This is a genomic window from Cupriavidus basilensis OR16 (assembly GCF_000243095.1).
Classification (GTDB): Bacteria; Pseudomonadota; Gammaproteobacteria; order Burkholderiales; family Burkholderiaceae; genus Cupriavidus; species Cupriavidus basilensis_D.
In genome coordinates, this window is sequence record NZ_AHJE01000172.1 from 1 (window position 1) to 26997 (window position 26997).

Consider the following 26997-nt stretch of genomic DNA (forward strand, 5'->3'; position numbering starts at 1 on the left):
CCCGGCTTGTTGTCGACGATCACGGTCTGGCCAAGCTGGCGCCCGAGCGCCTGCGCAATCAGGCGCGCGGTGATATCGCCCGGGCCGCCGGCCGAGAACGGCAGCACCAGGCGGATCGGCTTGTCCGGCCCTTGCGGCCCTTGCGCATGGACGGATGCGTGCAGGCAGGATAGCGCCAGCAAGGCGCACGCCGCCGCCCGCGCCAGCGCGGCGCGCCGGCTGATGGGATGTGTCATGTCTGACTCCTGGAAATGATTGCCGCCGGACGCTTACTCGAACGGATACTGCTTGACCAGCGCGCCCATGCGCTCGCTGTCCTCGCGCACCTGCGCGGCAAACTCGGCGGGCGAGTTGACCACCGGCTCGGCGCCCGCGGCGGCGATGGTCCGCCGCACTTCCGCATCCTTCACGGCCTCGCGCAGCGCGGCGGCCACACCCTGCGTGATCGCGGCCGGGGTGCCCTTGGGCGCGAACAGGCCGTACCAGGTGACAGACTGGAACTGCGGGAAGCCAGCCTCGGCGGTGGTGGGCACCTCGGGCAGCGCGGCGGCGCGCTTGTGCCCCTGCGTGGCGAGGATCTTCAGCGTACCGGCCTTGTAATGCGGCAGCGCCGCCGTGATGCCGGTGAACGCCAGGTTGACGTTGTTGGCGATCATGTCCGTGACGATAGCGCCGGTGCCCCGGTAGTTGACGATGATGAGGTTGGGCAACCCGGCCTCCGCCGCGAGTTGCTTGCCGGATATGCGCGCCAGGCTTTCACCTGTGCCGAGCGAGCAGGTCTTGGCCACCGTCTTGCAGTACTGCACGAATTCCCCGAGCGTCTTCACCGGCAGCTTGGCGCTGGCCACCACTGCAGCCGGCGACTGCGAAATCGCCGTGACGGGGTCCAGCCGCGCCAGCGGATCGATGCCCTTGAGCCCCGGCGTGTATTTGGTGACCACGATGCCCGGCACCTGCAGCAGCAAGGTATAGCCATCGGGCTTGGCCTCCATCACGCGCCGCGTCCCGATCAAGCCGTCGGCGCCCGGCAGGTTCTCCACCACCACCGGCTGGCCCCAGAGCACGCCAAGCTGCTTGGAGACCGCGCGCGCCGTGGCATCGGTGCCGCCGCCGGCGCTGTAGGGCACCACCAGCGTGACGGGATGGTCCGGGCGCCATGCCGCGGGCGTGGCGGCGATGGATAGCGTGCCGGCCGACAGCAGCGCGGCGCCGACGGCGAGCATGGCAGCGCGCCGCCAAGTGGTTTGTCGTTGGATCGGGAATGGCATGTTGTCTCCGTATTTTTTTATGAAGGGAAGCGTGGCGTCTCTGGCTGGCTTTGCGAGCGCTCAGGCCAGCGCGGCAGCCGGGGGCGTTAGTGGCCGGCCACGCCAGTCGCGCTGGAACACGCCGTCGAGCCGGCCGCGCGCGATGGCGTGCGCGCACAGCCACGCAACCAGCGCGTCGCGCGCAAGACCGGCTGGCGGCTCGGCGGCCAGCGCGAACAGCTGGAACACATAGCGATGCGGCCCATGCCCGGGCAGCGGCCGGGGGCCGTCGTAGCGCGCGTCGCCCAGCCCGTTGACGGCCAGCGTCACGCCGACGGGCACCTGCTCGCGCGACAGCGCGCCCTCGGCCAGCGCGCCGACCGAGGCCGGGCCCCAGGCGAGCGCGTGCACGATGGCGCAAGCCAGCGGCACATCCGGATCCTCGACCAGCAGCAGCCAGTGCGTGGCCGTTGCCGGCAACGCGGCCCAGGCCAGCGCGGGCGAGTGATTGGCGCCCACACCCCTGCCGGCATGGCGCACGGGCATGGCGCCTTGGTGGGTGAATGCTGTGCTGCGTAGCGCCAGCGTGGCGGGCAGTGCGGCGAGTGCGGCATCGCTGCAGGCCAGGCTGCCATCGCCCGCGTGGCGTCCGCGCAGCAACAAGCCGGCCGCGCTCATCACCAGCGCATGCTGCATCCTGGCGCTCATGCCGCACCGTCCCCGCGCACGGTCCAGGCCCAGGGCCGGCGAGCGCGGTCGGCTTGCTGCCAGGCGCGGATCAGCGCGTCGTCCTTGAGCGTCAGGCCGATATCGTCCAGCCCGTGCAGCAAGGCCTCGCGGCGCAGCGGGTCGACCGGAAACGCAATGGTCACGCCATCTGGCGCGCTCAGCGTGGCGCTCACCAGATCCACGCGCACATGCGCGCCGCGCGCGCACTGCACGGCCAGCGCTTGCACCGTCCCGGCGGGGAGCTGGATCGGCAGCACGCCATTCTGGAAGCAGTTGTTGTAGAAGATATCCCCATAGCTCGGCGCGATCACGCAGCGCACGCCCAGGCCCATCAGCGCCCACACCGCGCCCTCGCGCGAGGATCCGCAGCCAAAGTTGGCGCCGGCCAGCAGCACCGGCGCGCCGCGAAACGCGGGCTGGTTGAACTCACACTCGGGGTCCTCGCTGCCATCGGCGCGGTAGCGCAGCGCTTCCAGCGCGTAGGGGCCGAGCTGCTCGCGCGCCAGGGAGGTGAGCCGCTCGATGCGGATGATCACGTCGGTGTCGACGTTGGCGCGCATCAGGGGCACGGCGGCGCCCGCTACGACGGTAAAGGGTTGCATGGTCATTTCAGTTTCCGTACGTCGGAAATGCAGCCGGTGACCGCGGCGGCGGCGGCCATCGCGGGGCTGGCAAGATGGGTGCGGGCCCCCGGCCCCTGGCGTCCGACAAAATTCCGGTTGGAAGTGGAGACCGAGCGCTGCCCCGGCGGCACCTGCTCGCCATTGGCGGCCACGCACATGCTGCAGCCGGGCTCGCGCCAGGCAAAGCCCGCTTCCTCGAACACGGCGCGCAAGCCTTCGGCCTCGGCCGCGCGCTTGACATTCTCCGAGCCCGGCACGACCCAGGCGGTCACCCCCGGGGCCACGTACCGCCCGCGCGCCACGGCGGCCGCGGCGCGCAGGTCGGACAAGCGCGAGTTCGCGCACGAGCCGATAAAGACCCAGTCCACCGGCGTGCCGGCGATCGGGGCGTTGGGCGCCAGGCCCATGTAGGCCAGCGCGGCGCCGATCGCTGCGCTAGCCGGCGGGTCGCCTGCCGATGCCGGGTCGGGGACATGCCCGTCGATCGCCATCGCGTGCTCCGGGCTGGTGCCCCACGTGATGGTGGGCGCCACGGCCGCCGCGTCGATCACCTCCTCGCGATCGAACACGGCGTCGGCATCGGTGGCAAGCGTGCGCCAATAGTCCGCTGCGCTGTCGAACAACGCACCCGTTGGCGCATAGGCGCGGCCGCGCAGCCATTCAATGGTCCGTGCGTCGGGCGCCACCATGCCAAAGCGCGCGCCAAGCTCCACGCTCAGGTTGCACAGCGTCAGGCGGCCCTCGACCTCCAGCGCGTCGATGGCCGTGCCGGCGAACTCGATGGCATAGCCCCCGCCCGCTGCGGCGCCGAGGCGGCCGATGATATGCAACGCCAGGTCCTTGGCGGTGATGCCGTCCGCCAGCACGCCATCGCAGCGGATGCGCATGCGGCGCGGCTTTTTGCTGGCGCAGCGTCTGGGTGGCGAGCGCGTGCGTGCTCTCGGATGAGCCCACGCCGAACGCCATCGCGCCAAGGCCACCATTGGTACAGGTGTGGCTGTCGCCGCAGATGACCGTCAGGCCGGGCAGCACGATGCCTAGTTCGGGGCCCATCACGTGGACGATGCCTTGCCCCGGCTGGCCTAGGTCGAACATCGTCACGCCGGCCGCGGCCGAGCGCTCGCGCAACGCGGACCACAAGCGCCCGCCCGGCACATAGGTATTGCCATCGCGCCCGGGCTGGCTGGACACCGCGTGGTCCGGCGTGGAGAACACCAGCGCCGGGTCGTGCAGCGCAAGGCCGCGCGCCGCCACCTCGGCCAGCGCCGGCGGGCCGGAGAGATCGTGCAGCAAGTGGCGGTCGATATGGAGCAGCGCCCAGCCATCGCCGAGCTCGCGCACCACGTGCGCGTCCCAGAGCTTGTCAAAGAGAGTGCGGGCCATGGTCAGGCCTGTGCGCCTGCCGGCGCGTCGGGGCTGGTGGCGCGCTCGCCGGCCTGGAAGCGCTGGCGCAGGCCATCCCACTCATCGGCGCCAAAGCGGCGGAAGGTCTGCGCCACGCTGGCCGACACGCCCGGCGCGGTGAAGGTGGCCTTGAGCTCGGCCAGGGCTTGGTCGCCGGCCAGGATTGCGGCCTTGAGCATCAGGCCCGGCAGAATGGCCAGCTTGTAGCCCATGGCCTCGGCCTCGCGCAGGTCGAAGACCGGCGTGCGGCCGCCGGGCACCACGTTAAGCAGGCAGGGGCCGCGCACCAGCCTTGGCACGGCCGCGACTTCCTCGATGGTCTGCGTGGCTTCCACGAAAGCCAGATCCGCGCCGGCTTCGAGCGCGGCATTGCCTCGAGCGCCGCGCGGATCTTGGAGACGAACGCCTCGCGCGAGACCACTTCCTTGCCATCCAGGTGGCCGCAACGCTTGGGCGCGACCTGATCCTCGATATGGATCGCCGCCACGCCACGGGCCTCGTACTCGCGCACGGTGCGGGTGACATTGAGTTCGTTGCCATAGCCCGTGTCGGCATCGGCAATCAGCGGGATCGACACCGAGCGCGCCATCACCGCGGCGTTCTCGACCATCTCGCTCATGGTCAGCAGGCCGAAATCGGGGAAGCCGCGCGCGGCCGACGTGCCGGCGCCGGTCATGTAGCAGGCCGGGAAGCCGGCCTGCTCTACCAGCCGGGCGCCGATGGCGTCGTAGGCGCCGGGCGCGATGATCATGCCGGGTGCCTGCAGATGCTGGCGAAGGGTAGCTGCGAGGGTCATGGATGAGTCCTGTGTGCTTGCGGTGGGTGACGGCAATGCGTACGAAGTGAGCGTCATGGCGAGCGGAAACGGTTTATCGCCTTCCGCCCTGTGTTTATGTGTTTATATTCTAGATACAACTGAGCAGATCCGTCAAGGACAAGAAGATTCGCCCCGGGACCGTTGTGCTATGCTGCCCACGCCACTAAATCACCACCTCATGCCGCGCACAACCACCCCCCCTTCGCCACTGGGCCATATGCCCGGCACGTCTCTGCACCGGCAGCTCTTTCTTGTGCTGCGCGATGAAATCACGCGTGGCGTCTATGCGGAAACGGGGGCTTTGCCAAAAGAAGAAGCGCTCTGCGAGCGCTTTGGCGTCTCGCGCATCACGGTGCGCCGGGCGCTGTCCGAGCTCGCGGCGCTGGGGCTGGTGGAGCGGCGCCATGGCCTGGGTACCTTCGTGCGCTCGGACGTGCCGGCGGGGCGCAGTAGCCCTAGCCTTAGCGTGATCGACGGCCTGCGCAAGACCGCGCTGGAGACGGACGTGCCCCTGGCGAGCAAGCGGTGCACGCGCTGCGCCTGCGCAGCATCAAAGGCGCGCCGGTGATGCTGACGGATGCATGGGTGCCCGCCGCGCTGGGCAAGCGCGTGTCGGCGGCGGCGCTGCGCAAGCACGCGCTCTACGAGATCCTGATGGCGCAGGGGGTGAAGTTCGGCCGCGTGGTGCAGGAGATCACGGCCCAGGCGGCCGACCCGGCTTATGCGGGCTGGCTACGCACGGAGGTTGGCGCACCGCTGCTCAAGCTGGTGCGCCTGCTGCACGATCCGGAGTCGCGGCCAGTCCAGTACATCACGGTGTATTTGTCACCCGAACGCAGCCGCATCCTGATGGATATCTCGGCCGACAAGGTCAACACGCTGAGCGCCGGGCAGTTCGTCCACGACGTGCCGCGCGACTAGGCGCACGGCCTTGGCGTTCAGCGCTCAGCCTTGCCGTTCCTCGATGGCATCGACGCGGCTGGGGTAGAACGCCACGTGATCCTTGATCGCCTCGACGGCGGCGTACGGCGCCTCGTAAGTCCACACCGCATTGACCGATCGCTCACCGCCCGCGGGGATGCTGTAGTAAGCGCACTCGCCCTTGTACGGGCAGTAGGTGGCGTGGTCGGTGCGTGTCAGCAGCGTCATGTCCACATCGTTGCGCGGGATGTATTGCACTGCCGGGTAGGATGACTCGCGCAGCGTAAGCGCGTTGCGGGTGTCGGCAATGACAGCGCCGCCGAGCGTCACGACGACGCGCGCCGGGTTCGCCTCGATCACGATCGGATGATCCGGCCCCGGGATCCTGATGGGCTTGCTGGTCATGGCTGGGCTTCCTGATGGTGTCGCGGCGTAGCCGGCGGAGTCGCCAATACTACGCGCGAACCCGCCAGCGTGCCTGGCCTCAATGTGCGCCTTGCACCGCCCGTGACAACGCTGCCTGCGCCAGCAGCCGCGTGGAATCCAGCGTCGGCAGCGGCGAGTTCGCGTCGTTCACGATCAGCGGGATTTCCGTGCAGCCCAGTACAACGGCGTCGCAACCCTGCGACTTCATCCACCCGATAACCCGCTGGAAGTCAGTGAGCGCTTCCGGGGTGGCGATGCCGCCCACCAGTTCGTCCATGATGATGCGGTTGATTTCATCGCGCTCGGCGGAGTCCGGCCGCATGAAGCCTAGCCCGCGCGCAGCGAGCTTTTCCGGGTAGACCTCGCTGTCGACTAGCCAGCGCGTTCCCGTCAGGCCAAGGCAGGTGAATCCGCGCGCCACCGCGCTCTCGGCAACCACCTCGGCGATATGCAGCCAGGGCAGCGGCGAACGCGCCGCCACGTACGGCAGCGCCTGGTGAATGGTGTTGTCGGGGCAGATCAGGAAATCCGCACCCATGCCGGCAAGCTTCCTGGCAGAGGTGAGCATCAACTCACCTACGGCTTGCCAGTCGCCGCGCTCCAGGTGCTTGACGTACTCGGCGAGCGACGGGGTGTGCATGGATATCTCGGGATGCGCATGCGGCCCGAGCAGCCGCGCGCCCTCCATGCAGATGGTCCGGTAGCAAAGCGCGGCGCCTTCGGCGGAGCAGGCAACGATGCCGATATGCAGGGTCATGACGGATGGCTCCATGCGCGGTCACGTCAATTCACGGGATCGTGCGCGGCGGCTGAGTCAGCCGCCGCGCACCGGGCGGTGACAGCAAGTTAGCGCTGGCTCAGCTTGCCGCGCGCGGCTTCACGCGTCCCGCCGCCTCCTTGGCGCGCACGCGGGCCACTTCCACATCGGCGTCGTACGCCAGCGCCACGCCCATGCGGCGCTTGGTGAAGCTCTCCGGCTTGCCGAACAGGCGCAGCTCGGTCTGCGGCACGCGCAGCGCCTCGTCCACGCCGTCGAACACCACGCCTTGCGCATCCACGCCGCCATAGATCACCGCGCTTGCACCGGGGCTCTTGAGCGCGGTGCTGACGGGCAGGCCGAGAATGGCGCGCGCATGCAGCTCGAACTCGTTCTGCCACTGGGTGATCATGGTCACCATGCCGGTGTCGTGCGGGCGCGGGCTGACTTCGCTGAACCAGACCTGCTCGCCCTTGACGAACAGCTCCACGCCGAACAGGCCCTGTCCACCCAGGTTGGCGGTGACGGCCTGCGCGATCTGCTGGGAGGTCTTGAGCGCGGCCGGGTGCATGGGATGCGGCTGCCAGCTTTCCACGTAATCCCCGCTGACCTGCACGTGGCCGATCGGCTCGCAGAACTGCGTTTGCACCTGGCCGCCGGCGCCGATCGCGCGCACCGTCAGCAGCGTGATTTCATAGTCGAAATCGATAAAGCCTTCCACGATCACGCGGCCGTGGTTGACGCGGCCGCCGGCCATGGCGTAGTCCCAGGCGGCCTTGACGTCCGCCGGGCCGTCGATCTTGCTCTGGCCCTTGCCGGAGCTGCTCATCACCGGCTTGACCACGCACGGGTAGCCGATGCCGCCGTCGATGGCGGCCTGCAGTTCTTCCAGCGAGTCGCAGAACTTGTAGGGGCTGGTGGGCACGCCGAGCGTCTCCGCGGCCAGGCGGCGGATGCCTTCGCGGTCCATGGTCAGGCGCGCCGCGCGCGCCGTGGGGATGACGCGCACCACGCCGGCGGCTTCCAGCGTCTCCAGCATCTGCGTGGCGATGGCTTCGATCTCCGGCACCACCAGGTCCTTCTCGGCTTCGATCAGCGCCTTGAGCTGGTCCGGGTCGCTCATGGAAATGGTGCGCGCATGGTGCGCCACCTGCTGGCCGGGCGCATCGGCATAGCGGTCCACCGCAATCGTTTCAACGCCGAGGCGTTGCAGCGCGATCAGGACTTCCTTGCCGAGCTCGCCGGAGCCCAGCAGCATGACTTTGGTCGCGCCGGGCGAGAGAGGGGTGCCGATAGTGGTCATGTGGGACCCTTGGGATCAAGTAAAAACAGGGATTGTACGTGGACCGAAAGCGCGCGCCCAGGCAAGGCGGCAGGCCGGCCCGCAAGGCATGCAAGGGCGGTGAGGCTTTCACCACATCGACGCCTGCCGCCGATCAGGCCGCGGCACCGGCTCCTGCGGCCGCATCGGCCGCAGCCCCGGCCACCGCGAGCCTTGCCGAAATCCGCTGAGCCAATACACTAGGTCAGTCGGCCTGCGCTTGGCAGGCCCGCCAACCAGGAATGGCCATGAAGATTGATCTCACGGGCAAGATCGCCCTTGTTTCAGGATCCACCGCGGGCATCGGCTTCGCGACGGCGAAGGGGCTCGCCGGCGCGGGCGCCAGCGTCATCGTCAACGGGCGCAGCGAGGCCACGGTAGGCAAGGCCCTGCAGGCGCTGCGCGCCGCCGTTGCCGGCGCCGACGTGACGGGATTCGCCGGCGACCTTGCCGAGCCCGAGGCCTGCACCCGCCTGCTGGCGGCGCATCCCCGGGTGGATGTGCTGGTGAATAACCTCGGCATCTTCCAGCTCCAGGACTTCTTCGAGACGCCAGACAGCGAGTGGACCCGCTTCTTTGAGACCAACGTCATGTCGGGCGTGCGGCTGTCGCGGGCCTACGCGCCGTCCATGGCCGAGCGTCAATGGGGGCGGATCGTGTTCGTCTCGTCGGAATCGGGATTGAATATCCCCGCCGACATGATCCACTACGGCTTTACCAAGACCGCGCAGCTCGCGGTCTCGCGCGGGCTGGCCAGGCGGCTTGCCGGCACCGGCGTGACCGTCAACGCGGTGCTGCCCGGCCCCACGCTGTCGGCGGGCGTCACCGACATGCTCAAGGATGCCATGGCAAGCTCGGGGCAATCCGCCGAAGCCGTGGCAGCGGACTTCGTCAAGACACACCGCTCCACCTCGATCATCCAGCGTGCTGCCAGCGTCGAAGAAGTCGCCAACATGATCGTCTATGTCTGCTCCCCGCAGGCCTCGGCCACCACCGGTGCCGCGTTGCGCGTGGACGGCGGGGTCGTGGATACGATCGCCTGAGTCCCGCCGGGCGGCCTCTTTCTCGCGCGGCCACGCGGCCGCGCCTCTCGCCCGTCCCGGCGCTTGCGCTTCGCACTGAATCTGTATAGGCTGAACTACGATTCAATCCATCCTAGTTAAGCCATGTCCCACATCAGCACGGGCGTCGAGTACGGACTGCACTGCCTGCTGTTCCTCGCCGACCCAACGGCAAGCGTCAGGGAGGCCAGCGTGCGCGACCTGGCAGAGCTGCAGGGTGTCCCGGCCGAATACCTCGCCAAATTGTTCACCAAGCTGGCCAAGGCCGACCTGGTCGTCGCCACCGAAGGCGTTCGCGGCGGCTTCTCGCTGGCGCGGCCGGCGGCAAAAATCACGGTCTTGGATGTCGTGCAAGCGATCGACGGCGACAAGGCGCTGTTCGACTGCCGCGAGATCCGCGAGCGCTGCGCGCTGTTCGATGCGTCGCCGCCCGCCTGGGCCACCCGTGGCGTCTGCTCCATCGATGCCGTCATGCAGGCGGCGGAAAAGGCCATGCGGCAAGAGCTCGCCAAGCACACGCTCGCCGATCTCGCCGAGCGGACCCTGGTCAAGGCGCCAGCCAGCTTTGGCCACCACGTAGTGCGATGGCTCGCCGACCGCGCCACCCATCGGCGCGGCGATCGCGATACGGCAGACAAGGGCTAGGCCTGGCGAGAGCGATGCCGTCCAGCCAACGCAAGGGATTTACGCCACCACACCGGGATTGGGATTGGCCGCGGCCAGTGCTTGCGCGCGATCTGCGCTGGGCGGATAGATCCACTCGGAATTGATCCGGCCTTTCAGCTTCTTGGCGTCCGCGCCAACGAGCTTCACTTCGCGCTCCCAGCCCTCGGTGTAGACGGCGCCCCACGGGCCCAGGTCCAGGCAGGTGACGTACCTGGGCTGGCTGTAGGGGATCGGTGCGAGGCCGAGCAGGTCCGCGGCAACGTTATGCCCCGCCGAGCGGCCAAGGTTCATCGCGTGCTGGCACGACATCGCGGCATGGTTGCCGTCATCGTCGGTGGCGGCATAGGCCACATCGCCGGTGGCAAACACGGCATCCACGCCCTTGACGCGCAGGTTGCCGTCCACATGGAGGCGACCGAATACATCGCGCGGCGCGGGGATCTGCTGCGTGAGCGCGCTGGCGCGCACGCCCGCCGTCCAGATCACCGTCTTGGCATCGATGCGCTCGCCGTCCGCCGTGGTCAAGCCATTCTCGTCGACCGACGCCACCGACGCGCCCAGCCGCCAGGTCACGCCAAGCGCTTCAAGCGCTTGCGTGATGACAGGCCGCGGCCCGGCGCCGAGCTCGGCGGCCAGTTCGTCATGGCGATCGACAACGATGACGTTCACTTCGGCGTCCTCGCCCAGCGCTTCGCGCAGGCGCGCCGGCATTTCAGCCGCGGTCTCGATGCCGGTGAAGCCGCCACCGGCCACCACGATGGTATTGCGTGCGGCGGATGCCGGATGATCGGCAAGGCGCTTGATATGCGCCTCCAGCTCAGCCGCTTCATCGATCTGGTCCACGCTGAACGCATGCTTGTCCAGGCCGGGGATCTGCGGGCGGAACAGGCGGCTGCCCGTGGCGAGCACGAGCCGGTCATAGGACAGCGTGGACCTCGCTTGATCGGCGCCAACCACCTCCACTTCATTGCGCTGCGCATGGATCCGCTCGACGGTGCCCTGGATGAACCTGACGCCGACCGCGTCGAAGATCTCCTTGAGCGGCGCCCGCATCCGTGCGGCGCCCGCCTCGTAGAAGCGGGGACGCACGTGCAGTTCCGGCTGGGGCGCGATCAGCGCGATCTCCACCTCCTTCTCGCCCTGCTGGTCGAGCAGGCGCGCCGCGCTCAATGCACTCCACATACCGGCGAAGCCGGCGCCAACGATCAGGATACGTTTGCCCATCATCCAACTCCTTTGAATTTACGCATGCGTTCATGCTGCCGTACCTCGCCCGCCGTGCGGCGCCATAACTCCGATTCTACGAGTCGTAGTTTTGAAACTCAAGGGAATTTTTTCGGCACGCGTTACCAGCCGACCTCGGTCGGCAGCACGAAATCGTAGCAAGGGGATCGAGCGCGCCAAGCATCATTGCGTGATGTGCGACATCACGTTGGCGCGTCACAGGTGACGGCGTTGGTCGCAGCCCGGCGATGGCCGGCACCGCGCGGACAACACGCTCGCAACACCGGCGTGGCGGGTCATGGCGCATTGCTGTTTGCGTTACTGCCGGCGTTATTGCCGGCGCTATTGCCGGCGTTATTGCCGATGGCTTAATGCCTTTGGCTTCCTGCTAATGAACGATGCGCTCAAACAGATACGCGAGCGCCTAGCGTGCATATTTTCCAATGACGCTTTGGCCGCCAAGCGCATGGCCTTTCAACGCCTGCATCAGTTCCTCCCGGGTCAGGCCCGGCGGCAGCGCGGTTGGCGCCAGGTCCGTGGCAATAACGGTCAACATGTAATGGTGCGGCGCATCACCAACCGGCGGACAAGGCCCAAGATAAATCGGCTCGCCCCGGACATTCTTGCCAACGGTGGCACCGTGGCCGTCGGCCTGGCCCTCGCCTTCCTTCAACTGGCCACGATCGGCGGCGATGTTGTAGGCGACCCAATGCGAATTGCCTAGCCCCATATTGCCCTCGGGATCCAGCAGCAGCACCGCTACGGATCTGGTGCCGGCGGGAAGATTCGACCACGACACCTGCGGCGACACGCCTTTGCCGCCGCAATCGGACGTATTGTTGCCATGCAGCGTAGGGATCGTCGCCCCATCCGCGAACGATGCGGACGACACTTGCATGGCCGCTGCATATGCCGTGCCGATGCAGGCATAGACCAGCGCGCCGGCCAGTGCCGCGAAGCGTGTTCTGATGAGATTCATTTGCGTCTCGCTCCAATGGAATGAGTGGAATGTATTCGGTACACGCAAAGAAAGGTCCGCGTATACCCTCTGGCATTCACGATTGCCCGGACTTAATATGGGCTTGATCGTGCTCAAGGCTGTTAGCAGGTACGGACGATGTCATTAGATATAACGTTAAAAATATAACGACTAAAGGAGACATCCATGCAAGATTATCAAAGCCTTGTTTTCATGTGCGCTATTGGCCTGGTGTGCCTCTATGTCTTGCTCGGCACACTCTCCCAATCGCTCGCGATCAAATACGGTGCGCCCGCCATCGTTTCGGTCCTGATGGTGGCATTTTCCGTCTCGCCCTGGCACGTGGTGGGGTAAACCGCCATCACCGGCGGCCGCGGAGGCCTTGATGCGCCGACAGGCCGTTAAATGCGTTCTTGCGGGATTCACCGCATGGCTCGCCGCGCCCGGCGTGGCGCTCGCGCAGCCTGCCCAGGCCTTCACCGTCAGCCCCGTCAACCTGCGTGCCGGACCCGCTCGGCCGGACCGGGCTATCCGCCCGCACATGTACGCCCGCCTGGTGCCTATCCGCCCGGCGGTCCACCGGGTCATGGCGGTGGCGGCGGCCATGGTGCCCAGGGCGGCAGATAGCGCCCGGGCAGCCCCCACGACGCACACTGGCAAACGGGTTCAGCCAGCCTGGAAATTTAGGCCATTGCCGGCCACGCCTGCATGGCCCAGAATTTTGCGCACCCCCTGTCCATACGGACGGCTGCGATTCATAAGAGAAAACCAGGAGACCACCATGCGCGACTATGCCGAGGCCATCGCCGGCTTTTCCTATGAGGCATCGATCTCGGAGCGCCTGAGCGGCAAGCTCGATGCCGTCAACGCTTGCGTTGAATGCTGCGACCGCCATGCCCTGCCCGGGCGCATCGCGCTGTTCTGGGAAAGCCGCGATGGCACCAGCGAGACTTATACCTTCAGCCAGTTGCAAAAGCTCTCCGCGCAGTTCGCCAGCTTCCTCACGGCGCAGGGCATCGGGCCCGGCGACCGTGTGGCCGGGCTGCTGCCGCGCACGCCGGAACTGTTGGTCACCATCCTGGGCACCTGGCGCGCCGGCGCCGTCTACCAGCCGTTGTTCACAGCCTTTGGTCCCAAGGCCATCGAGCACCGGCTGCAAACTTCCGGCGCCCGGCTCGTCGTCACCGACGGCGCCAATCGCGGCAAACTCGACGAGGTGGCGAACTGCCCCGGCGTACTTACCGTTGGCGGCGCCAAAGGCCGCGGCCTCGTGCGCGGAGACTTCAGTTTCTGGGCGGAGCTGGACCGCCAGCCGGCCCGCTTCGATCCGGTCATGCGCACAGGCGACGATCCGTTCCTGATGATGTTCACCTCCGGCACCACCGGTCCCGCCAAGCCGCTGCTGGTCCCGCTCAAGGCCGTGGCCGCGTTCGCGGGCTATATGCGCGACGCGGTCGACCTGCGCCCCGAAGATGCCTTCTGGAATCTCGCCGATCCGGGCTGGGCCTATGGCTTGTATTACGCGGTGACAGGGCCGCTGGCCCTGGGGCATCCCACCACGTTCTACGATGGCCCGTTCAGCATCGAGAGCACCTGCCGGGTGATCGACAAGTACGGCATCACCAACCTGGCCGGCTCCCCCACCGCCTATCGCCTGCTGATCGCGGCGGGCCAGGCCGTGGCCGGTGCGCTGCGCGGCAAGCTGCGCGCGGTCAGCAGCGCGGGCGAGCCACTCAACCCGGAAGTGATCCGCTGGTTTGCCGACCAGCTCGACGTCACCATCCACGATCACTACGGCCAGACCGAGCTCGGCATGGTGCTGTGCAATCACCATGCGCTGCGCCATCCGGTGCACCTGGGCGCCGCCGGATTCGCCAGTCCGGGCCATCGGGTGGTGGTGGTGGACGACGACGCGCGCGAGCTGCCGGCCGGCCAGCCCGGCACGCTGGCGCTGGATCTGAAGCAATCGCCGATGGCCTGGTTCGCCGGCTACCACGGCACGCCCACCAGCGCCTTCGTCGGCCAGTACTACCTGACCGGCGACACCGCGGAGCTGAACCCCGATGGCAGCATCAGCTTTATCGGCCGCGCCGACGATGTCATCACCACCTCCGGCTACCGTGTCGGCCCGTTCGACGTAGAGAGCGCGTTGATCGAGCATCCCGCAGTGGTCGAGACCGCGGTCATCGGCAAGCCCGATCCGGAACGTACCGAACTGATCAAGGCCTTTGTCGTGCTCGGCCCGGAATACAAGGCGAGCCCGGAGCTGGCCGAAGCGCTGCGGCTGCACGTGCGCAATCGCCTCGCGGCCCACGCCTATCCCCGCGAGATCGAGTTCGTGCCCGAGTTGCCCAAGACGCCAAGCGGCAAGGTCCAGCGCTTTATCCTGCGCAACCAGGAAGTGGCGCGGCAACGCGAGGGGCAAGGGCAAGCATAGCGTTGCCGGCACGGCTGCCGGCGAAAAAAAACATGGGGGCGCTGCTTGGCAGCGCCCTTTTTCTTTTCCACCCGAGTCCGCGTGTGGCTGAAGCCGCTTTCGACAGCCCTCCAAAGATGTCCAATCTTATCGAACGAGATCGCCAACTCTTTCGCATGGCTTATTGCCCCGCACTGTCCATAATCCATTCACACCACCACACAACGTTCTCAGGAGAACACCATGAATCGCTTCGAAGGTAAAACCGTACTGGTCACTGGCGGCAACAGTGGCATGGGCCTGGCCAGCGCACAGGCATTCGCCGCCGAGGGCGCGCGCGTCATCGTGACGGGCCGGGACACCGCGACGCTGGAAGCCGCCAGGCCCACGCTGGGCGCCAACGCGCTAGCGATCCAGAACGAAGCCGGCACCGTTGCCGCGGCCCGCGCGCTGGCAAAGCGTCTCACCGACGAAGGCATCAAGCTCGACGCCGTGTTCATCAACGCGGGCATCGCCAAGTTCGCACCGCTGTCGGAGGTCGAGGAGTCGATGTGGGACCAGACCTTCAACACCAATGTGAAGGGCCCCTTCTTCCAGATCCAGGCGCTGACGCCGCTGTTCAGCCAAGGTGCATCGATTGTGCTCAACGGCTCCATCAACGCGCACATCGGCATGCCGTCATCCGCGGTCTACGCGGCCAGCAAGGCCGCCCTCATCTCGCTGGCCAGGACGCTCTCCGCCGAGCTGCTGCCGCGCGGCGTACGCGTCAATGTGCTCAGCCCAGGCCCGGTGAGCACGCCGCTCTACGGCAAGCTCGGCCTGGACGCCGACACCCTCGCCAATACCGCCGCCCAGATCAAGAGCCAGGTTCCGCTTGGCCGCTTTGGCGACCCGAAGGAAATCGCGGCAACGGTGCTGCATCTCTCGGCCACCGAATCGGCGTTCATCGTCGGCACGGAGATCATCGTCGATGGCGGCATGAGCCAGCTGTGAGACGGGGCTGACTTGGCTGACTTATCACCTGCAAGGAGCACTGAATACCATGAGCGAGCACATTGCCTTTATCGTCCACCTGCCGGGCAAGCCGGAGCATCGCGACGAACTCGAATCCAGCTTGCTGGATGTACTGGAGCAGATGGCCAAGGAGCCGGATTTCGTCAACACCTACCTGCATCGCTCGGTCGAAGACCCCGATACGCTGGTGCTGTACGAGACCTGGGCTTGCAGCCCCGCGTATTTCCAGGCACATCACTTGAACCGGCCCTATCGGCAAGCGTATGAGCAGGCATTGCCGAGGCTGCTCAAGCGCGAGCGCACGCTGGAATTCCTCAAGCCACTGCGCGCATTCGAAAAGCCGGCAAAGTAAGCGCGGGCAGTTGACGTTACCTGTCGCGCAAACGCGTGCGGTTGCCAACAGAGGAGGAAACCGCCCCGGCAATGGGGGGCGGCATGGTACTTCTGGAAGTACCCCCACGCAGTTGGGTATGTCCATGTCGACCATGCTGCACAGCAATAACCCGGATACCGCTTTTGTCCGGGTATCTCCCTAGGGGCTATCCAAATAGAGGGCTCTAGAATCGGCTCTTGGATGGTGCACTGCGCAAATCAGTGATGCCGCCACCCTTCAGCATCTGATTTTCGACCCGCTTGCCGCGACGGCGCATCCCGTGCTTGTCGGCCTGGCTGCCGGGCGATTCACAGGAGAACACGCATGTTCGTTTTTTCGTCCGACCAGTTCGCCGAAGCCCAGAAGGCGCATTTCGCCAGCTTGTTCGCACTGACGAATACGGCCTTCGACGGTTTTCAGAAACTGGCCGAGCTGAACCTGCAAGCCGCTAAGTCGAGCCTTGCCGAAAGCCAGGAGCAGATCCAGGCGGCCTTGTCCGGCGGCGACCTGAAGGACGTCTTCAGCGCACAAGGCAAGTTCGCTCAGCCGGCAGCCGACAAGGCGCTGGCGTATGCCCGCCATGTGTACGAGATTGCCTCGGCCACCCAGGCCGAGCTGACCAAGACGGTGGAAGCGCAATACGAGCAGCACACCCGCAGCGTGCAGACCTTCGTCGATACGTTCGTGAAGAATGCGCCGGCCGGCTCGGAAGCAATCACCGCCCTGCTGCAGCAGACGGTTGCCGCCGCCAACAACACCTACGCGTCGGTGCAAAAGGCCTCGATGCAAGCCGCTGAAACGGTCAAGTCCAACTTCGAAGCATCGACCGCGGCCGTGACTGGCGCGGCACAGCAAGGCGCACGCCGCGCCGTCAAGCAGGCTTGACGCAGGGCCCGCCCGCGCATTGCCTGCGGGGCTACGCCGGGCACCTCAGCGCAGGTGCCCGCCGAACAGCCCCAACAAGCCGATGATGATCAGGTAGATCGCCACGATGTAGTTCAGCAGCCGCGGCATGATCAGGATCAGGATGCCCGCGATCAGCGAGATCAGCGGGCTGGCGTTCGTGATGGCGATCATGATGGATCCCTTTCACGGCAATGCACCCGGTGCACTGCGATGGACGCGATGGCATAAAGCGGCGGCGCGGCTCGCCAGGCCAGGATCGCAAGCGATTCTGGCCTGGCGAGGCGGTCCGCAACAAGCTTGGTGCTGGCGCGGACTTGCGCTTGCGTGCGCTTATTTGCCCTGTCCCTTCATCAGGTTTTTCGCCTCTTCGATATTCTGCTCCGCGCGCTTGGTGATCACGGCCAGCGCCTCGGCCTGCGACTTCTGCGCCATCTCCGCCAGTTCACGCATGTTGTTGAACGCCGTCTGCAGGCCCTGCTGAACGAACTCGCCCTGCTTGGCCATCGCCTCGGCCGGGTTGCCGCCGGTGGTCATTTTTTGCGCCGCCGACTGGATCTCCTGCATGGTCTTGCTCAGGATCTCCGTTTGCTTCTGCACCAGTGCCTGCATACCTTCGTAGGCCACCTTGTTGGCCTCGGTGATGGCTTCGATATCCTTGCGCCTCGCTTCGATCACCGAAGTCATATCGACCCCGGGGAGCTTGTACTGCTCAAGCAACTTGCTGAAATCGGTAAACGGATTGGACGGTATCGACATGATGCATCTCCTCGCTGGGGGTAGGTGAAGCAGGAAACTGGCCGCACCGGAATCCGGATGGTTCTGCTCAATTGACTTCTCGATCGCCGGCGCGGTAGCACAAGTGTAGCGCGTGCCGCACGCCACTAGGAGAGGAATGCGGCACCGTTTTTACCCGGGCGCCCCGAAATCCACTTCAGGCCGCCCCCGGCATTCACCGCGCCGTTCGAATTCGGCGAACGCTTGCTTGAAAACTATGAACTGGCCCATGCCGGGGGCCGCCGATACACTCGCCCGCACCATCACTACCTGTCTTGCGGAGAACCCATGCTTCATCAGGCCCTGGCCGGCATCAAGGTGCTGGATTTGTCCCGGATACTGGCCGGCCCATGGTGCACGCAGAACCTCGCCGACCTGGGCGCCGAAGTCACCAAGGTGGAACGCCCCGGGCACGGCGACGATACGCGCGGCTGGGGCCCGCCCTACCTGCAGGCGCCCGAGGGCGCCGATGGCGCGGACGGCCTCTCCGCCTACTTCATCTGCTGCAACCGCGGCAAGCAATCCGTAGCCATCGATTACGCTACCCCCGAGGGCGCCGCGCAGATCCGGGAGCTCGCACGGCAAGCGGATGTGCTGGTGGAGAACTACAAGGTCGGCACGCTGCGCCGCTACGGCCTGGACTACGACACGCTCAAGGCGCTCAACCCGCGTCTGGTCTACTTGTCGATCACCGGCTTCGGCCAGAGCGGCCCGATGGCCGACAAGCCCGGCTACGACTACGTGTTCCAGGGCATGGGCGGGCTGATGAGCTACACCGGGCATGCCGACGGCGAGCCGGGCGCCGGCCCGCTGCGCACCGGCGTGGCGGTGGTGGACCTGACCACCGGCATGTATGCCACCTCGGCCGTGCTGGCGGCCCTGCTGCGCCGTCATGCCACCGGCGCGGGCGAGTACCTGGATATCGCCTTGCTCGACGTGGCCGTGGCGCTCAATGCCAACCAGGCATCGAACTACCTGGTGTCCGGCAAGGCGCCGCAACGCAGCGGCAATGCGCATCCCAATTGCGCGCCGTACGAAGTCTTCCGCTGCGCGGATGGCTACCTGATCCTCGCCATCGGCAACGACACACAGTTTGCCCGCTTCTGCGAAGTGGCCGGCCTCGGGGTGCTGGCAACGGACACGCGCTACGCCACCAACTCCGCGCGCATCGCCAACCTGCCGGCCCTGCGCAAGCTGCTCACCGAAGTGTTCCCCACCCGCGACCGGCAAAGCTGGACGCAAGCCTTCGACGCGGCCGGCGTGCCATGGGGCCCGATCCACTCGATGGAAGAAGTCTTCGCGCATCCGCAAGTGGCGCACCGCCAGCTCGTGCAAGAAGCCGAGCACCCGGTGCTCGGCCGCGTGCCGATGATCCGCAACCCCATGCTGGCCGGTAGCGGCGCGCGAGCGCTGGCGCCGCCACCGCTGCTCGATGAGCACGGCCGGCGCAACGGCGGCTAGTGCCAGCGCGCACCAACACATAAACAAATCCATCCGGAGACATCGCTTGAACACACGCATCATCGCCACCACCCTGCTCACGGGCCTGAACCTTGCCGGCGGCGCGCACGCCTCGGCCTACCCGGACAAGCCCATCAAGCTGATCGTGCCCTACGCAGCCGGCGGCACCACCGACATCATCGCGCGCATCGTCGGCACGCGGCTCGGCGCTGTGCTCAAGCAGCCTGTTGTCGTGGAAAACCGTCCCGGCGCCGGCGGTGCGGTGGGCAGCGCCTACGCGGCCAAGCAGCCGGCCGACGGCTATACGCTGGTCATGGAAGTGGAAAGCTCGCACGCGGTCAACCCCAATGTGTACGCCAAAACAGCCTATGACCCCGTCAAGGATTTCGAACCCATCAGCAACCTCGCCGACGTACCCAACGTGCTGGTGGTCAACCCCGCCTTCCCGGCCAGCGACCTGTCCGCCTTTATCAAGCTGCTGAAGGCCAACCCGGGCAAGTACTCCTTCGGCTCGTCCGGCAATGGCGGCCTGAGCCATATGAACGGCGAGTTGTTCATGAACGAGACCGGTACCAGGATGCTCCACGTGCCCTACAAGGGCCTGGGTCCCGCGCTCAACGATGCGGTGGCGGGACAGATCCAGGTGGTGTTCGACAACATCCCCTCCTCCTCCAGCCTGATTCAAGGCAACCGCCTGCGCCCGCTGGCCGTTGCGGCCAAACAGCGGCTAAAGGTGCTGCCCAATGTGCCAACCTATGCCGAGGCCGGCCTGCCGGCCATGAACAATCCCTCCTGGTTCGGCCTGGGCGCGCCCGCCGGCACGCCAGCGGCTATCCTGGACAAGCTCAACGACGCAGTGCGGCAAGTGCTGGCCGACCCCGAGATCGTCACCGCCATCGAGAAGCAAGGCGCCCTTCCCGCACCCATGGCGCGCAAGGCATTCGCCGACCTGATCCGCAGCCAGAACGCGCACTGGAAGAAGGTCGTCGAAGATATCCATTTCACCAAATTGCAGTAAGGCAAAACCATGAGCCCTCCAGATAGCAAGCAATACGCCGGCGTCGAGATCAACGCGCTCGGCATCGCCACCCTCACCATCCGCGAGGCAGGCTCGCTCAACATCCTGAGCACGCCAGTCATCGCTGCACTGACCCAGGCCGTGACCGAACTCGCCGCGCGCGACGAGATCCGCGTGCTGATCGTGCAAGGCGCCGGGGAGAAAGGCTTTATCGGCGGCGCCGACATCAAGGAAATGGCCGCCCTCACCGAGGAAAGCGCCCAGCGCTTCATCAGCGACCTGCGCGGCCTGTGCGACGGGCTGCGCCACTTCCCCGTCCCGGTGATCGCGCGCATGCCCGGCTGGTGCCTGGGCGGCGGGCTGGAGCTGGCGCTGGCCTGCGACATCCGCATCGCCGCGGACAACACTCAGGTCGGCATGCCGGAGGTCAAGGTCGGCATTCCGTCGGTGATCCACGCCGCGCTGATGCCCCGGCTGATCGGCAACGCCCGTGCCGCGTGGATGCTGCTGACCGGCGAGATCTCCGACGCGCGCGAAGCATTGGCCTGGGGCCTGGTGAGCAAGGTCGTGCCGCTGGCCGCACTGGATGCCGAGGTCGAACGCCTCGCCACGCTGCTGGCGGGCTTCGGGCCCACCGTGGTGCGCCAGCAGAAGCGCTTGCTGCGCGAGTGGGAAGAAGCACCGCTGGATGTGTCCATCAACAACAGCGTGGCCGAGTTTGGCAGCGCCTTTGAAACTGGCGAGCCGCAGCGGTACATGAACGAATTCCTGGAGCGCAAGCGGTAGGCGGGCGCATGAGCCGGCTGACGTCAATCAGCTGCCAGAACTTGATGCGGTAGCGATAAACACTGGCGCGGTGCCAGCGGCTACCAGCTCCAGCGCACGCCCAGGTTACCGAAGATGCTGTTGCGGGGCGTGCTGTCCAGGTTGGTGGTATAGCCGGCCGAAGCGCAAAGGCTGCAGCTGCGGTTCATCGCGGTGCGACCGCGACCCTTTCCTCGCTGCGCGTATGCCGCGCGACCTCGCCCGCCTCCAGGCGCAGCGGCTTGCGGCCGAAGCCCGTATAGAGTGCGAGCTGGTCGCTGTAGTGCGGTGAGCGGGTGCCATCCGGCGCGACGAACCCGCTCTGCCCCGGCGCCACCACATCCCATGCCTGGGTCTTGCCGGCAGCGGCGGCACTGCCGAACACGATCAGGTCATTCTCCGTCCCGCGGTTCTGGTACTCCGGCACACGGATGGCTTCGGCCGCATCCGCCTGCGGAATGCCGAAGAAGTTGTTCGCGCGGAAGGTGAGCAGCACGGCTGGCGGTTGCCAGCGGGCGATATCGTCCCCGTACTTGGCCGACAGCGATGTCCAGGTGTCGCCCAGTGCGGCGCGAATGACATCATCTGGCGCAGCGCCGCCAAACAGGTCCACGCGCTGGGGAATGGCCGAGCGAGATCCCAGCAACGCCTCGTAAAGAACCTTGCTGCCCGTGCTGAGGTTCAGCGAGCCGGTGGGGCCATCCTGCGTCGTCTCGTAGCCGCTGGCCATGTACCACTTGTCGAACGGCGCGGGAACCGCCTTGACGACGGTCCTTGCCAGCATCGACGTGAGCCAGGCATTCATGATGGCCGAGCCGGGCTGGGCGTACTTTCCGGTGTCGCGCGGATCGTCGTTGATGCCGTTCCAGCCCGCCAGCGTATCGGCAAGGCGGCGGCGCGGGTCATCGGCAGGCAGCGCCGCCGCGGCATTGCGGATGAACGGCAGGAAGTGCCGCACGTTCAGGTCCGAGCGGCTGGTGTCCTTCAGGATCTGCCAGGCATCGTCGCTGTCGAGCGTCGCGTGCGCCTCGATGCGATGCTGGATTTCGACATTACGATCCGCCGCACCCCACAGGAAGGCAAAGAGGTCAGAGGCCGGGTAGCCCTGCTCAGGCGAGATATAGCCGGAGCGCGGGTTGTAGACCTGCGGGTTGGTGGAGAACGGCAGCACGCCGCGCCAGTCCCATTCCCCGGTACCGGGCACGGGCAGGCGCGGGTCGTGGCCCGTCCGACGATGCGGATAGGCGCCGGTGTGCGCGTATCCGATATTGCCCTGGCGGTCCGCGTAATACCAGTTGATGGTCAGGGCCTGCCGTGCGGCCTGGGCCGTCCAGCTCTTCCAGTCATGCGCCTGCGCCTGGTGGGTCCACGCCAGGAGCGATTGGACTTCCTTTCCGCTCCAGGCGCGTGCCTTGGCATAGGCAGTGTGCGTGGCGTCGTCCCGCTGCATGACGATGCCGTGCACGGTGCGGTAGACGACGAGTGTCACGGGCGCGCCATCCTTGACGTGGATGATCTCGGCGCGCTTTTGCATCTGCACCCACTTGCCGTTGTGCCAGTAGAAGTCAGGCCGAGCAGGGTCGACGCGCTCGGCGAACATGTCGATGTCGTCGCCAAAGCCGGCAGTCGATCCCCATGAGATCTTGCCGTTGTGGCCAAACAGGATGCAAGGGTAAGCAAACGGCGTATTGCCGACGATATCGAAGCCCGCGCCATGCAGGCCAATACCGTAGGTGTAACCCGGGTTGAACCAGCCAAACTGCGGTCCGTTGAGCATGATCGCCTTGGCGCCGCGCGCACGCTGCTTGCCGATCACCCACATATTGCTGGTGCTCGGGAAGCCGGCAAGGCCGTTGGCGCCGCTCTGCGCATACTGGGCGAACACGGTGTCGCGGTTGGCCTGCGCGTCGAGCGCGAGCAGCATGCCGTCATCACCGCGCGCGGGCCGCTCCGCCATCGGCGGCGGTCCGTCGTAGCGCGGCAACGTGTAGGCAAGGTCGCCGGTGCCTGCCGGGGCGCCGAGCCGTATCGGGTAAGTACGCTCGCCGGCTGCGATGGTGGTGACCGCCTTCGGATTGACGAGCCACTTCAATTGCGTGAACAGGTCCATGCCACGCGCTTCGCCATACCGGTCTTTCAGGGCGGTGAGCAGCGCCAGGTTGTCCACCTCGCTGGTGCTGTCGGAGAAGCGGTTCGCCATGGTACCGACGAACACCATCGCCACGTCGAATGCGCTCCAGTCCGACGGCTTGAAGCCGGCATCGTTGAACTGCTTTGGCATCAAGGTGTCAGGCCGCGCACGGACCTGCGCGATCCACGCATTCATCCCGGCGGCATAGCCATCGAGGATGTCGCGCTCCTTTTTCGGCAAGGCCGCGATTTGTTGCTCGATCGCCGCGGGCCAGTAGTTGCCGCGCGTTGCCAGGTCGAACTTGACGAACTTCTCGCCCAGCACCTCGGCCACCGTGCCTTGCGTGCTGCGCCTTGCCATCTCCATCTGGAACAGCCGGTCTTGCGCGACGGCATAGGCATAGCCATAGAAAAGCTTGTAGGCGGTATCCGCGTAGATATGCGGCACGCCATACGCGTCCCGCTTGATCACGACCTGCTGCGCGGCATGGGACGAGGCCGCATGCGCCGTCGCAAGACCAATGGGAATATCCGCGATGCCGCCGAGGGCAAGGATGACGGCAGTCGATGCAATGCAGGGAATGCGGGCAAGGCGGGGGCGCAGGGTCATGATGTCTCCGGGGTCTTTTTTCTTTATGGCGCCGGCACATCCTAAAATAAACCGACCGGGCGGTCAATTAATAAAGGCGCATCTGCCCCTGCAACAATTCCCTCCGGCTGTTTGCGCTGACTTCCGTGCACGAGTCGCTGCAGTCGCCCATGTGGCAAGGCGTTTTTTCAGGGACGTATCCCAGTCCGGAAGGAACGAGTCGGAATGGAACGTCCTCGCCCCATGAAATTCAGTCAGCGTCACTTCCGGGATTGGTGACGGACGGTAATTTGCATCGTTGACGCGACAGTACCCTGGCGCACCTGGCGGAATGCTTGCGCCGACGTCATTCCCGACTCCCTACCAAGGTGTGCACTCGGGCCCCAGAGCGGCGGAAAAGTTGGTGTCTCTGCCCCCTACGGCAAATGTCTGCCGGGAAGTGAAGGCGTCTTTCCGCGTGCGCCACTGGCGCGCACCGCGTGTCGGTCGGTGGCTCGCGTGCGGTTCCTGTCCCGGCCCGCTGCATTGAGCCCATGGCTGTCCGGCAGGCTGCGCCCGCCCAGGTAATTGTCCGCGCGGCCACCGAAAGCGCCGAGCCTGACTTCCTCGCCCATCCCCCCGACAACATGCTGCGCCTGGGCGGCCCCCGAGGTCGCCGCCAGCATGGCAATCGCCATCAGGGCAAACGAGTAGATCTTGTTCATGCGATTTTCCTGCATTTCATGTAATACGGCATGCCGCTGTATTGTCGGCCGCAGTCTTTTGGGGCTCGGGGAGCATAGTGCGACTGGCCTCCCTCGGTTGTAATCAATTGTTAGCTCCTGGCAAGTGCGAGGGCGAAAAGCCACAATGCATCAACAGCAGGCGTCGCTGAACATCGAAGCCCTTCGTCACATCCGTCATCGTTGTCTCCATTTTCTTGTGAGGTGCGCTGTGCCTCTGCTATCCGCCGGCTACCGCTTGGCGCCGAACTCCGCCTCCTCCCGGGTCCATCCGGCCACTTGACCGCTGAGGCTCACGCCGATCCCCGGCCGCGTGGGCACCAGCATGCGGCCGTCCTTGATTTCGAGGCGTTCGTTGAACAATGGCTCCAGCCATTCGAAGTGCTCCACCCAAGGCTCGCGCGAATACGCTGCCGCAAGGTGGACATGCAACTCCATGGCAAAGTGAGGGGCGATCATCAGCCCCGCGTGATCAGCCAGCGTTGCCACCGTCAGGAAAGGCGTGATGCCGCCCACGCGCGGACCATCGGGCATCAGGTAATCGGCCGCGCGATGGCGTATCAGGTCCCAGTGTTCGGCTACGCTCGTCAGCATCTCGCCAGTGGCGATCGGCGTGTCGAACTGGGCGGCCAAGGCGGCATGGCCTTCGCAGTCGTAGGCGTCCAGCGGCTCCTCGATCCAGATCAGGTTGAACTGCTCCAAGATCCGGCACATGCGCTGCGCGGTCGGCCGATCCCACTGCTGGTTGGCATCGACCATCAGCGGGAAGCCATCGCCCAGGTGCTTGCGCACCGTTTCCACCCGCTTGATGTCGGCGGCGCAGTCGGGCTGGCCGACCTTCAGCTTGATGCCGCCGATGCCCTTCTCCACCGATTTGCTCGCGTTCACCAGGAGCTGGTCGAGCGGCGTATGAAGAAAGCCGCCCGAAGTGTTGTAGCACTTCACCGAGTCGCGGTGCGCACCGAGAAGCTTCGCCAGAGGCAGGTTGGCGCGCTTGGCCTTGAGGTCCCACAGCGCGACGTCGAATGCGCCAATGGCTTGCGTAGCCAAGCCGCTGCGCCCAACGGATGCGCCCGCCCAGATCAGCTTGTTCCACAGCCGCGCGATGTCGTTGGCATCCTCGCCGATCAGCGCCGGCGCGATCTCCTTGGCATGTGCGAATTGCCCGGGGCCCCCGGCCCGCTTGGAGTAGCTGAATCCGATCCCCTTGCCACCGCCCTGCGTCTCGATCTCGGCAAAGAGAATCGCGATCTCGGTCATCGGCTTCTGTCTGCCGGTCAGCACCTTGGCGTCGCTGATGGGTGTTGCGAGCGGCAGGTACACCGACGAAAGCCGTATCGACGCGATATTGTCGTTTGCGCCGGTCTTCTGCTGATGCTGCATGGTCATGCTTGTGCTCCTGATTCCTTGAGATGCGACCCACGAGGCCGCTTGGTGATGCCTGGTGATGCCTGGTGCGGGCCCTACTCGACCGTTGCACCGGAGTCCCGGACGGTCTTGCCCCATTTCTCTATTTCAGCCTTGACGAACTCGCTAGCCTTGGCGGGTGAGCCGCCGACCACGACGAAACCTGCGGCCTCGAGTTTTTCCTTGACCTTGGGATTGGCCATCGCCTTGTCCGATGCGGCGGCGAGTTTGTCGATGATGGCCTTGGGCGTGCCTGCAGGGGCAGCCAGGCCGAACCAGGAAACCGCCGAGAAACCGGGGAAGCCGGACTCGGCGATGGTCGGCACGTTCGGATACGAGGGGTTGCGCTCGGCGCTGAAAACGGCAATGGGCCGCAGCTTCCCTGACTTGACGTACGGCAGCAGAACGTCCTGGTTCAGCGTGAGGATGGGCACATGGCCGGCGAGCGTGTCGCTGATGGCGGCGGCGCCGCCCCTGTATGGCACAGCCGTGATCTTGAACCCTGCGGCGGACTCGAGCATCTGCATGCCCAGGTGGTTCGAAGAGCCGTTGCCGGAATTGGCCGCCTGGTATTTGCCGGGCGAGGCTTTGACGAGCTTGAGGAACTCCTGGATGGTCTTGGCCGGAAACTCGGGGTTCACCACCAGCACATTCGGCCCGGTCGCCAGCAAGGAGATGTGGGCAAAGTCCTTGTCCGCGTACGGCAGCTTGTTGTAGAGGCTGTAGTTGATCGCGTTCGAACCAACGCCCGAAATCAGCAAGGTGTAGCCGTCTGGCGCTGCACGAGCCACCGCCACGGAGCCGATCCCGCCATTGGCGCCGCCCTTGTTCTCCACGACGAACGACTGTCCGAGTTGGGCTTGCAGTTCAGCGGCCAGGATCCGGCCCATTGCGTCGGAGCTGCCCCCGCGGGGAACGGCACAACGATGTTCACCGGCTTGGCGGGATATGGCTGCTGGGACGCCGCCGGCAGCGCCAGCGTGACGGCAGCGAGCGCCACCGCCATCGAGAGAACGTAACGGCGCGTCTGCGCCTGGCAAATCTTGGTCATGGGTGTCTCCTGCCTGATGGACTGGGCTGCCTCATGCGTGACAGGGCGCGCCCTTCTATTCGTTGCCAACACGCTTTTCGTCAATAAAACGCGCAACGTGTTAGCGCTAACATTTCTGAGCGAACCACTTAGGCAATTCGCCTATCGATCAACAGCG

Annotated in this window: 28 protein-coding genes and 2 pseudogenes; 12 read left to right on the forward strand and 18 right to left on the reverse strand. The window is 66.0% G+C overall.

Annotated features, from left to right (window positions below; all coding sequences use genetic code 11):
* The 7 genes and pseudogenes from OR16_RS36880 to OR16_RS36905 form a co-directional block, all read right to left on the reverse strand.
* Positions 1-236: pseudogene (locus OR16_RS36880) on the reverse strand (tripartite tricarboxylate transporter substrate binding protein); the annotation flags it as partial.
* A 33-nt stretch (positions 237-269) separates the two neighbouring features.
* Complete coding sequence (locus tag OR16_RS36885) at positions 270-1268, reverse strand: Bug family tripartite tricarboxylate transporter substrate binding protein (protein ID WP_006164135.1); 999 nt, start codon at positions 1266-1268, stop codon at positions 270-272.
* A 60-nt stretch (positions 1269-1328) separates the two neighbouring features.
* Positions 1329-1955, reverse strand: coding sequence for a YbhB/YbcL family Raf kinase inhibitor-like protein (locus OR16_RS36890; protein ID WP_081488998.1), 627 nt, complete (start codon positions 1953-1955; stop codon positions 1329-1331).
* On the reverse strand, positions 1952-2578 hold the full coding sequence (gene leuD / locus OR16_RS36895; protein ID WP_043422666.1) for a 3-isopropylmalate dehydratase small subunit: 627 nt from the start codon (positions 2576-2578) through the stop codon (positions 1952-1954). The genes OR16_RS36890 and leuD overlap by 4 nt, the downstream gene beginning before the upstream one ends.
* 2 nt (positions 2579-2580) lie before the next feature.
* A pseudogene (gene leuC, locus OR16_RS36900) lies at positions 2581-3982 on the reverse strand (3-isopropylmalate dehydratase large subunit).
* A 2-nt stretch (positions 3983-3984) separates the two neighbouring features.
* Positions 3985-4215, reverse strand: a complete 231-nt coding sequence (locus OR16_RS46915; RefSeq protein WP_237717374.1) for a hypothetical protein — start codon at positions 4213-4215, stop codon at positions 3985-3987.
* Positions 4182-4799 (reverse strand): isocitrate lyase/PEP mutase family protein, encoded by a 618-nt coding sequence (locus OR16_RS36905; RefSeq protein WP_237717375.1) that lies wholly within the window; start codon positions 4797-4799, stop codon positions 4182-4184. Before OR16_RS36905 ends, OR16_RS46915 begins: the two co-directional genes overlap by 34 nt.
* Positions 4800-4998: 199 nt before the next feature.
* Between OR16_RS36905 and OR16_RS47565 the strand changes: the two genes are divergently transcribed.
* Entirely contained in the window at positions 4999-5388 is a 390-nt protein-coding gene (locus OR16_RS47565) for a GntR family transcriptional regulator (RefSeq protein WP_272942902.1), read from the forward strand.
* Positions 5346-5741 (forward strand): GntR family transcriptional regulator, encoded by a 396-nt coding sequence (locus OR16_RS47570; protein WP_272942903.1) that lies wholly within the window; start codon positions 5346-5348, stop codon positions 5739-5741. The genes OR16_RS47565 and OR16_RS47570 overlap by 43 nt, the downstream gene beginning before the upstream one ends.
* Positions 5742-5765: 24 nt before the next feature.
* Here OR16_RS47570 and OR16_RS36915 read toward each other — a convergent pair whose 3' ends face one another.
* The 3 genes from OR16_RS36915 to purT form a co-directional block, all read right to left on the reverse strand.
* A complete protein-coding gene (locus tag OR16_RS36915) occupies positions 5766-6146 on the reverse strand; it encodes a DUF427 domain-containing protein (RefSeq protein WP_006164138.1) in 381 nt (126 codons plus the stop codon).
* A gap of 79 nt (positions 6147-6225) precedes the next feature.
* Positions 6226-6924: an aspartate/glutamate racemase family protein gene (locus OR16_RS36920; RefSeq protein ID WP_006164139.1), complete on the reverse strand. Its 699-nt coding sequence runs from the start codon at positions 6922-6924 to the stop codon at positions 6226-6228.
* Positions 6925-7024: 100 nt separating this feature from the next.
* Positions 7025-8227, reverse strand: coding sequence for a formate-dependent phosphoribosylglycinamide formyltransferase (gene purT / locus OR16_RS36925; protein ID WP_006164140.1), 1203 nt, complete (start codon positions 8225-8227; stop codon positions 7025-7027).
* 266 nt (positions 8228-8493) lie between these two features.
* On the opposite strand from purT, the gene OR16_RS36930 reads away from it, so the two are divergent.
* Positions 8494-9288 (forward strand): SDR family NAD(P)-dependent oxidoreductase, encoded by a 795-nt coding sequence (locus OR16_RS36930; protein WP_006164141.1) that lies wholly within the window; start codon positions 8494-8496, stop codon positions 9286-9288.
* Positions 9289-9411: 123 nt separating this feature from the next.
* Positions 9412-9951 (forward strand): RrF2 family transcriptional regulator, encoded by a 540-nt coding sequence (locus OR16_RS36935; protein WP_006164142.1) that lies wholly within the window; start codon positions 9412-9414, stop codon positions 9949-9951.
* A 39-nt stretch (positions 9952-9990) separates the two neighbouring features.
* On the opposite strand, the gene OR16_RS36940 is transcribed toward OR16_RS36935, so the two are convergent.
* Both OR16_RS36940 and OR16_RS36945 read right to left on the reverse strand, forming a co-directional pair.
* Positions 9991-11196, reverse strand: a complete 1206-nt coding sequence (locus OR16_RS36940) for an NAD(P)/FAD-dependent oxidoreductase (protein ID WP_006164145.1) — start codon at positions 11194-11196, stop codon at positions 9991-9993.
* Between the two features lie 424 nt (positions 11197-11620).
* Positions 11621-12175 carry a YbhB/YbcL family Raf kinase inhibitor-like protein gene (locus tag OR16_RS36945; RefSeq protein ID WP_006164147.1) on the reverse strand — a complete coding sequence of 185 codons (555 nt, stop codon included), beginning with the start codon at positions 12173-12175 and terminating at the stop codon, positions 11621-11623.
* Positions 12176-12361: 186 nt separating this feature from the next.
* Between OR16_RS36945 and OR16_RS44745 the strand changes: the two genes are divergently transcribed.
* The 5 genes from OR16_RS44745 (at position 12362) to phaP (ending at position 16863) form a co-directional block, all read left to right on the forward strand.
* Positions 12362-12529 (forward strand): hypothetical protein, encoded by a 168-nt coding sequence (locus tag OR16_RS44745; protein ID WP_006164149.1) that lies wholly within the window; start codon positions 12362-12364, stop codon positions 12527-12529.
* 427 nt (positions 12530-12956) lie between these two features.
* Positions 12957-14612, forward strand: a complete 1656-nt coding sequence (locus OR16_RS36950) for an acyl-CoA synthetase (protein ID WP_006164151.1) — start codon at positions 12957-12959, stop codon at positions 14610-14612.
* A 222-nt stretch (positions 14613-14834) separates the two neighbouring features.
* Entirely contained in the window at positions 14835-15584 is a 750-nt protein-coding gene (locus tag OR16_RS36955; protein ID WP_006164153.1) for an SDR family oxidoreductase, read from the forward strand.
* Positions 15585-15633: 49 nt separating this feature from the next.
* Complete coding sequence (locus OR16_RS36960; protein ID WP_006164155.1) at positions 15634-15957, forward strand: putative quinol monooxygenase; 324 nt, start codon at positions 15634-15636, stop codon at positions 15955-15957.
* A gap of 345 nt (positions 15958-16302) precedes the next feature.
* A complete protein-coding gene (phaP, locus tag OR16_RS36965) occupies positions 16303-16863 on the forward strand; it encodes a TIGR01841 family phasin (protein WP_006164158.1) in 561 nt (186 codons plus the stop codon).
* A 45-nt stretch (positions 16864-16908) separates the two neighbouring features.
* Here the strand turns inward: phaP and OR16_RS42340 are convergent, their stop codons facing one another.
* Entirely contained in the window at positions 16909-17055 is a 147-nt protein-coding gene (locus tag OR16_RS42340) for a DUF3096 domain-containing protein (RefSeq protein ID WP_006164159.1), read from the reverse strand.
* A gap of 159 nt (positions 17056-17214) precedes the next feature.
* Positions 17215-17640, reverse strand: a complete 426-nt coding sequence (locus OR16_RS36970) for a phasin family protein (protein ID WP_006164160.1) — start codon at positions 17638-17640, stop codon at positions 17215-17217.
* Between the two features lie 306 nt (positions 17641-17946).
* Between OR16_RS36970 and OR16_RS36975 the strand changes: the two genes are divergently transcribed.
* Genes OR16_RS36975 through OR16_RS36985 form a run of 3 tightly spaced genes read left to right on the forward strand, consistent with a single transcriptional unit; the run spans position 17947 to position 20923 of the window.
* The gene (locus tag OR16_RS36975) at positions 17947-19119 is read left to right on the forward strand and encodes a CaiB/BaiF CoA transferase family protein (RefSeq protein ID WP_006164161.1); all 1173 of its coding nucleotides are present in this window, start codon (positions 17947-17949) and stop codon (positions 19117-19119) included.
* Positions 19120-19165: 46 nt separating this feature from the next.
* Positions 19166-20137, forward strand: a complete 972-nt coding sequence (locus tag OR16_RS36980) for a Bug family tripartite tricarboxylate transporter substrate binding protein (protein WP_006164163.1) — start codon at positions 19166-19168, stop codon at positions 20135-20137.
* Positions 20138-20146: 9 nt separating this feature from the next.
* Complete coding sequence (locus OR16_RS36985) at positions 20147-20923, forward strand: enoyl-CoA hydratase (RefSeq protein ID WP_006164165.1); 777 nt, start codon at positions 20147-20149, stop codon at positions 20921-20923.
* A gap of 184 nt (positions 20924-21107) precedes the next feature.
* On the opposite strand, the gene OR16_RS36990 is transcribed toward OR16_RS36985, so the two are convergent.
* The 4 genes from OR16_RS36990 to OR16_RS37005 all read right to left on the reverse strand — a co-directional run bounded on the left by OR16_RS36990 (position 21108) and on the right by OR16_RS37005 (position 26679).
* Entirely contained in the window at positions 21108-23681 is a 2574-nt protein-coding gene (locus OR16_RS36990; protein WP_006164167.1) for a penicillin acylase family protein, read from the reverse strand.
* A gap of 395 nt (positions 23682-24076) precedes the next feature.
* Positions 24077-24364, reverse strand: a complete 288-nt coding sequence (locus tag OR16_RS36995) for a hypothetical protein (RefSeq protein ID WP_006164169.1) — start codon at positions 24362-24364, stop codon at positions 24077-24079.
* Positions 24365-24613: 249 nt separating this feature from the next.
* Complete coding sequence (locus OR16_RS37000; protein WP_006164171.1) at positions 24614-25771, reverse strand: L-talarate/galactarate dehydratase; 1158 nt, start codon at positions 25769-25771, stop codon at positions 24614-24616.
* 74 nt (positions 25772-25845) lie between these two features.
* On the reverse strand, positions 25846-26679 hold the full coding sequence (locus OR16_RS37005; RefSeq protein WP_006164173.1) for a Bug family tripartite tricarboxylate transporter substrate binding protein: 834 nt from the start codon (positions 26677-26679) through the stop codon (positions 25846-25848).
* Positions 26680-26997: the final 318 nt, after the last annotated feature.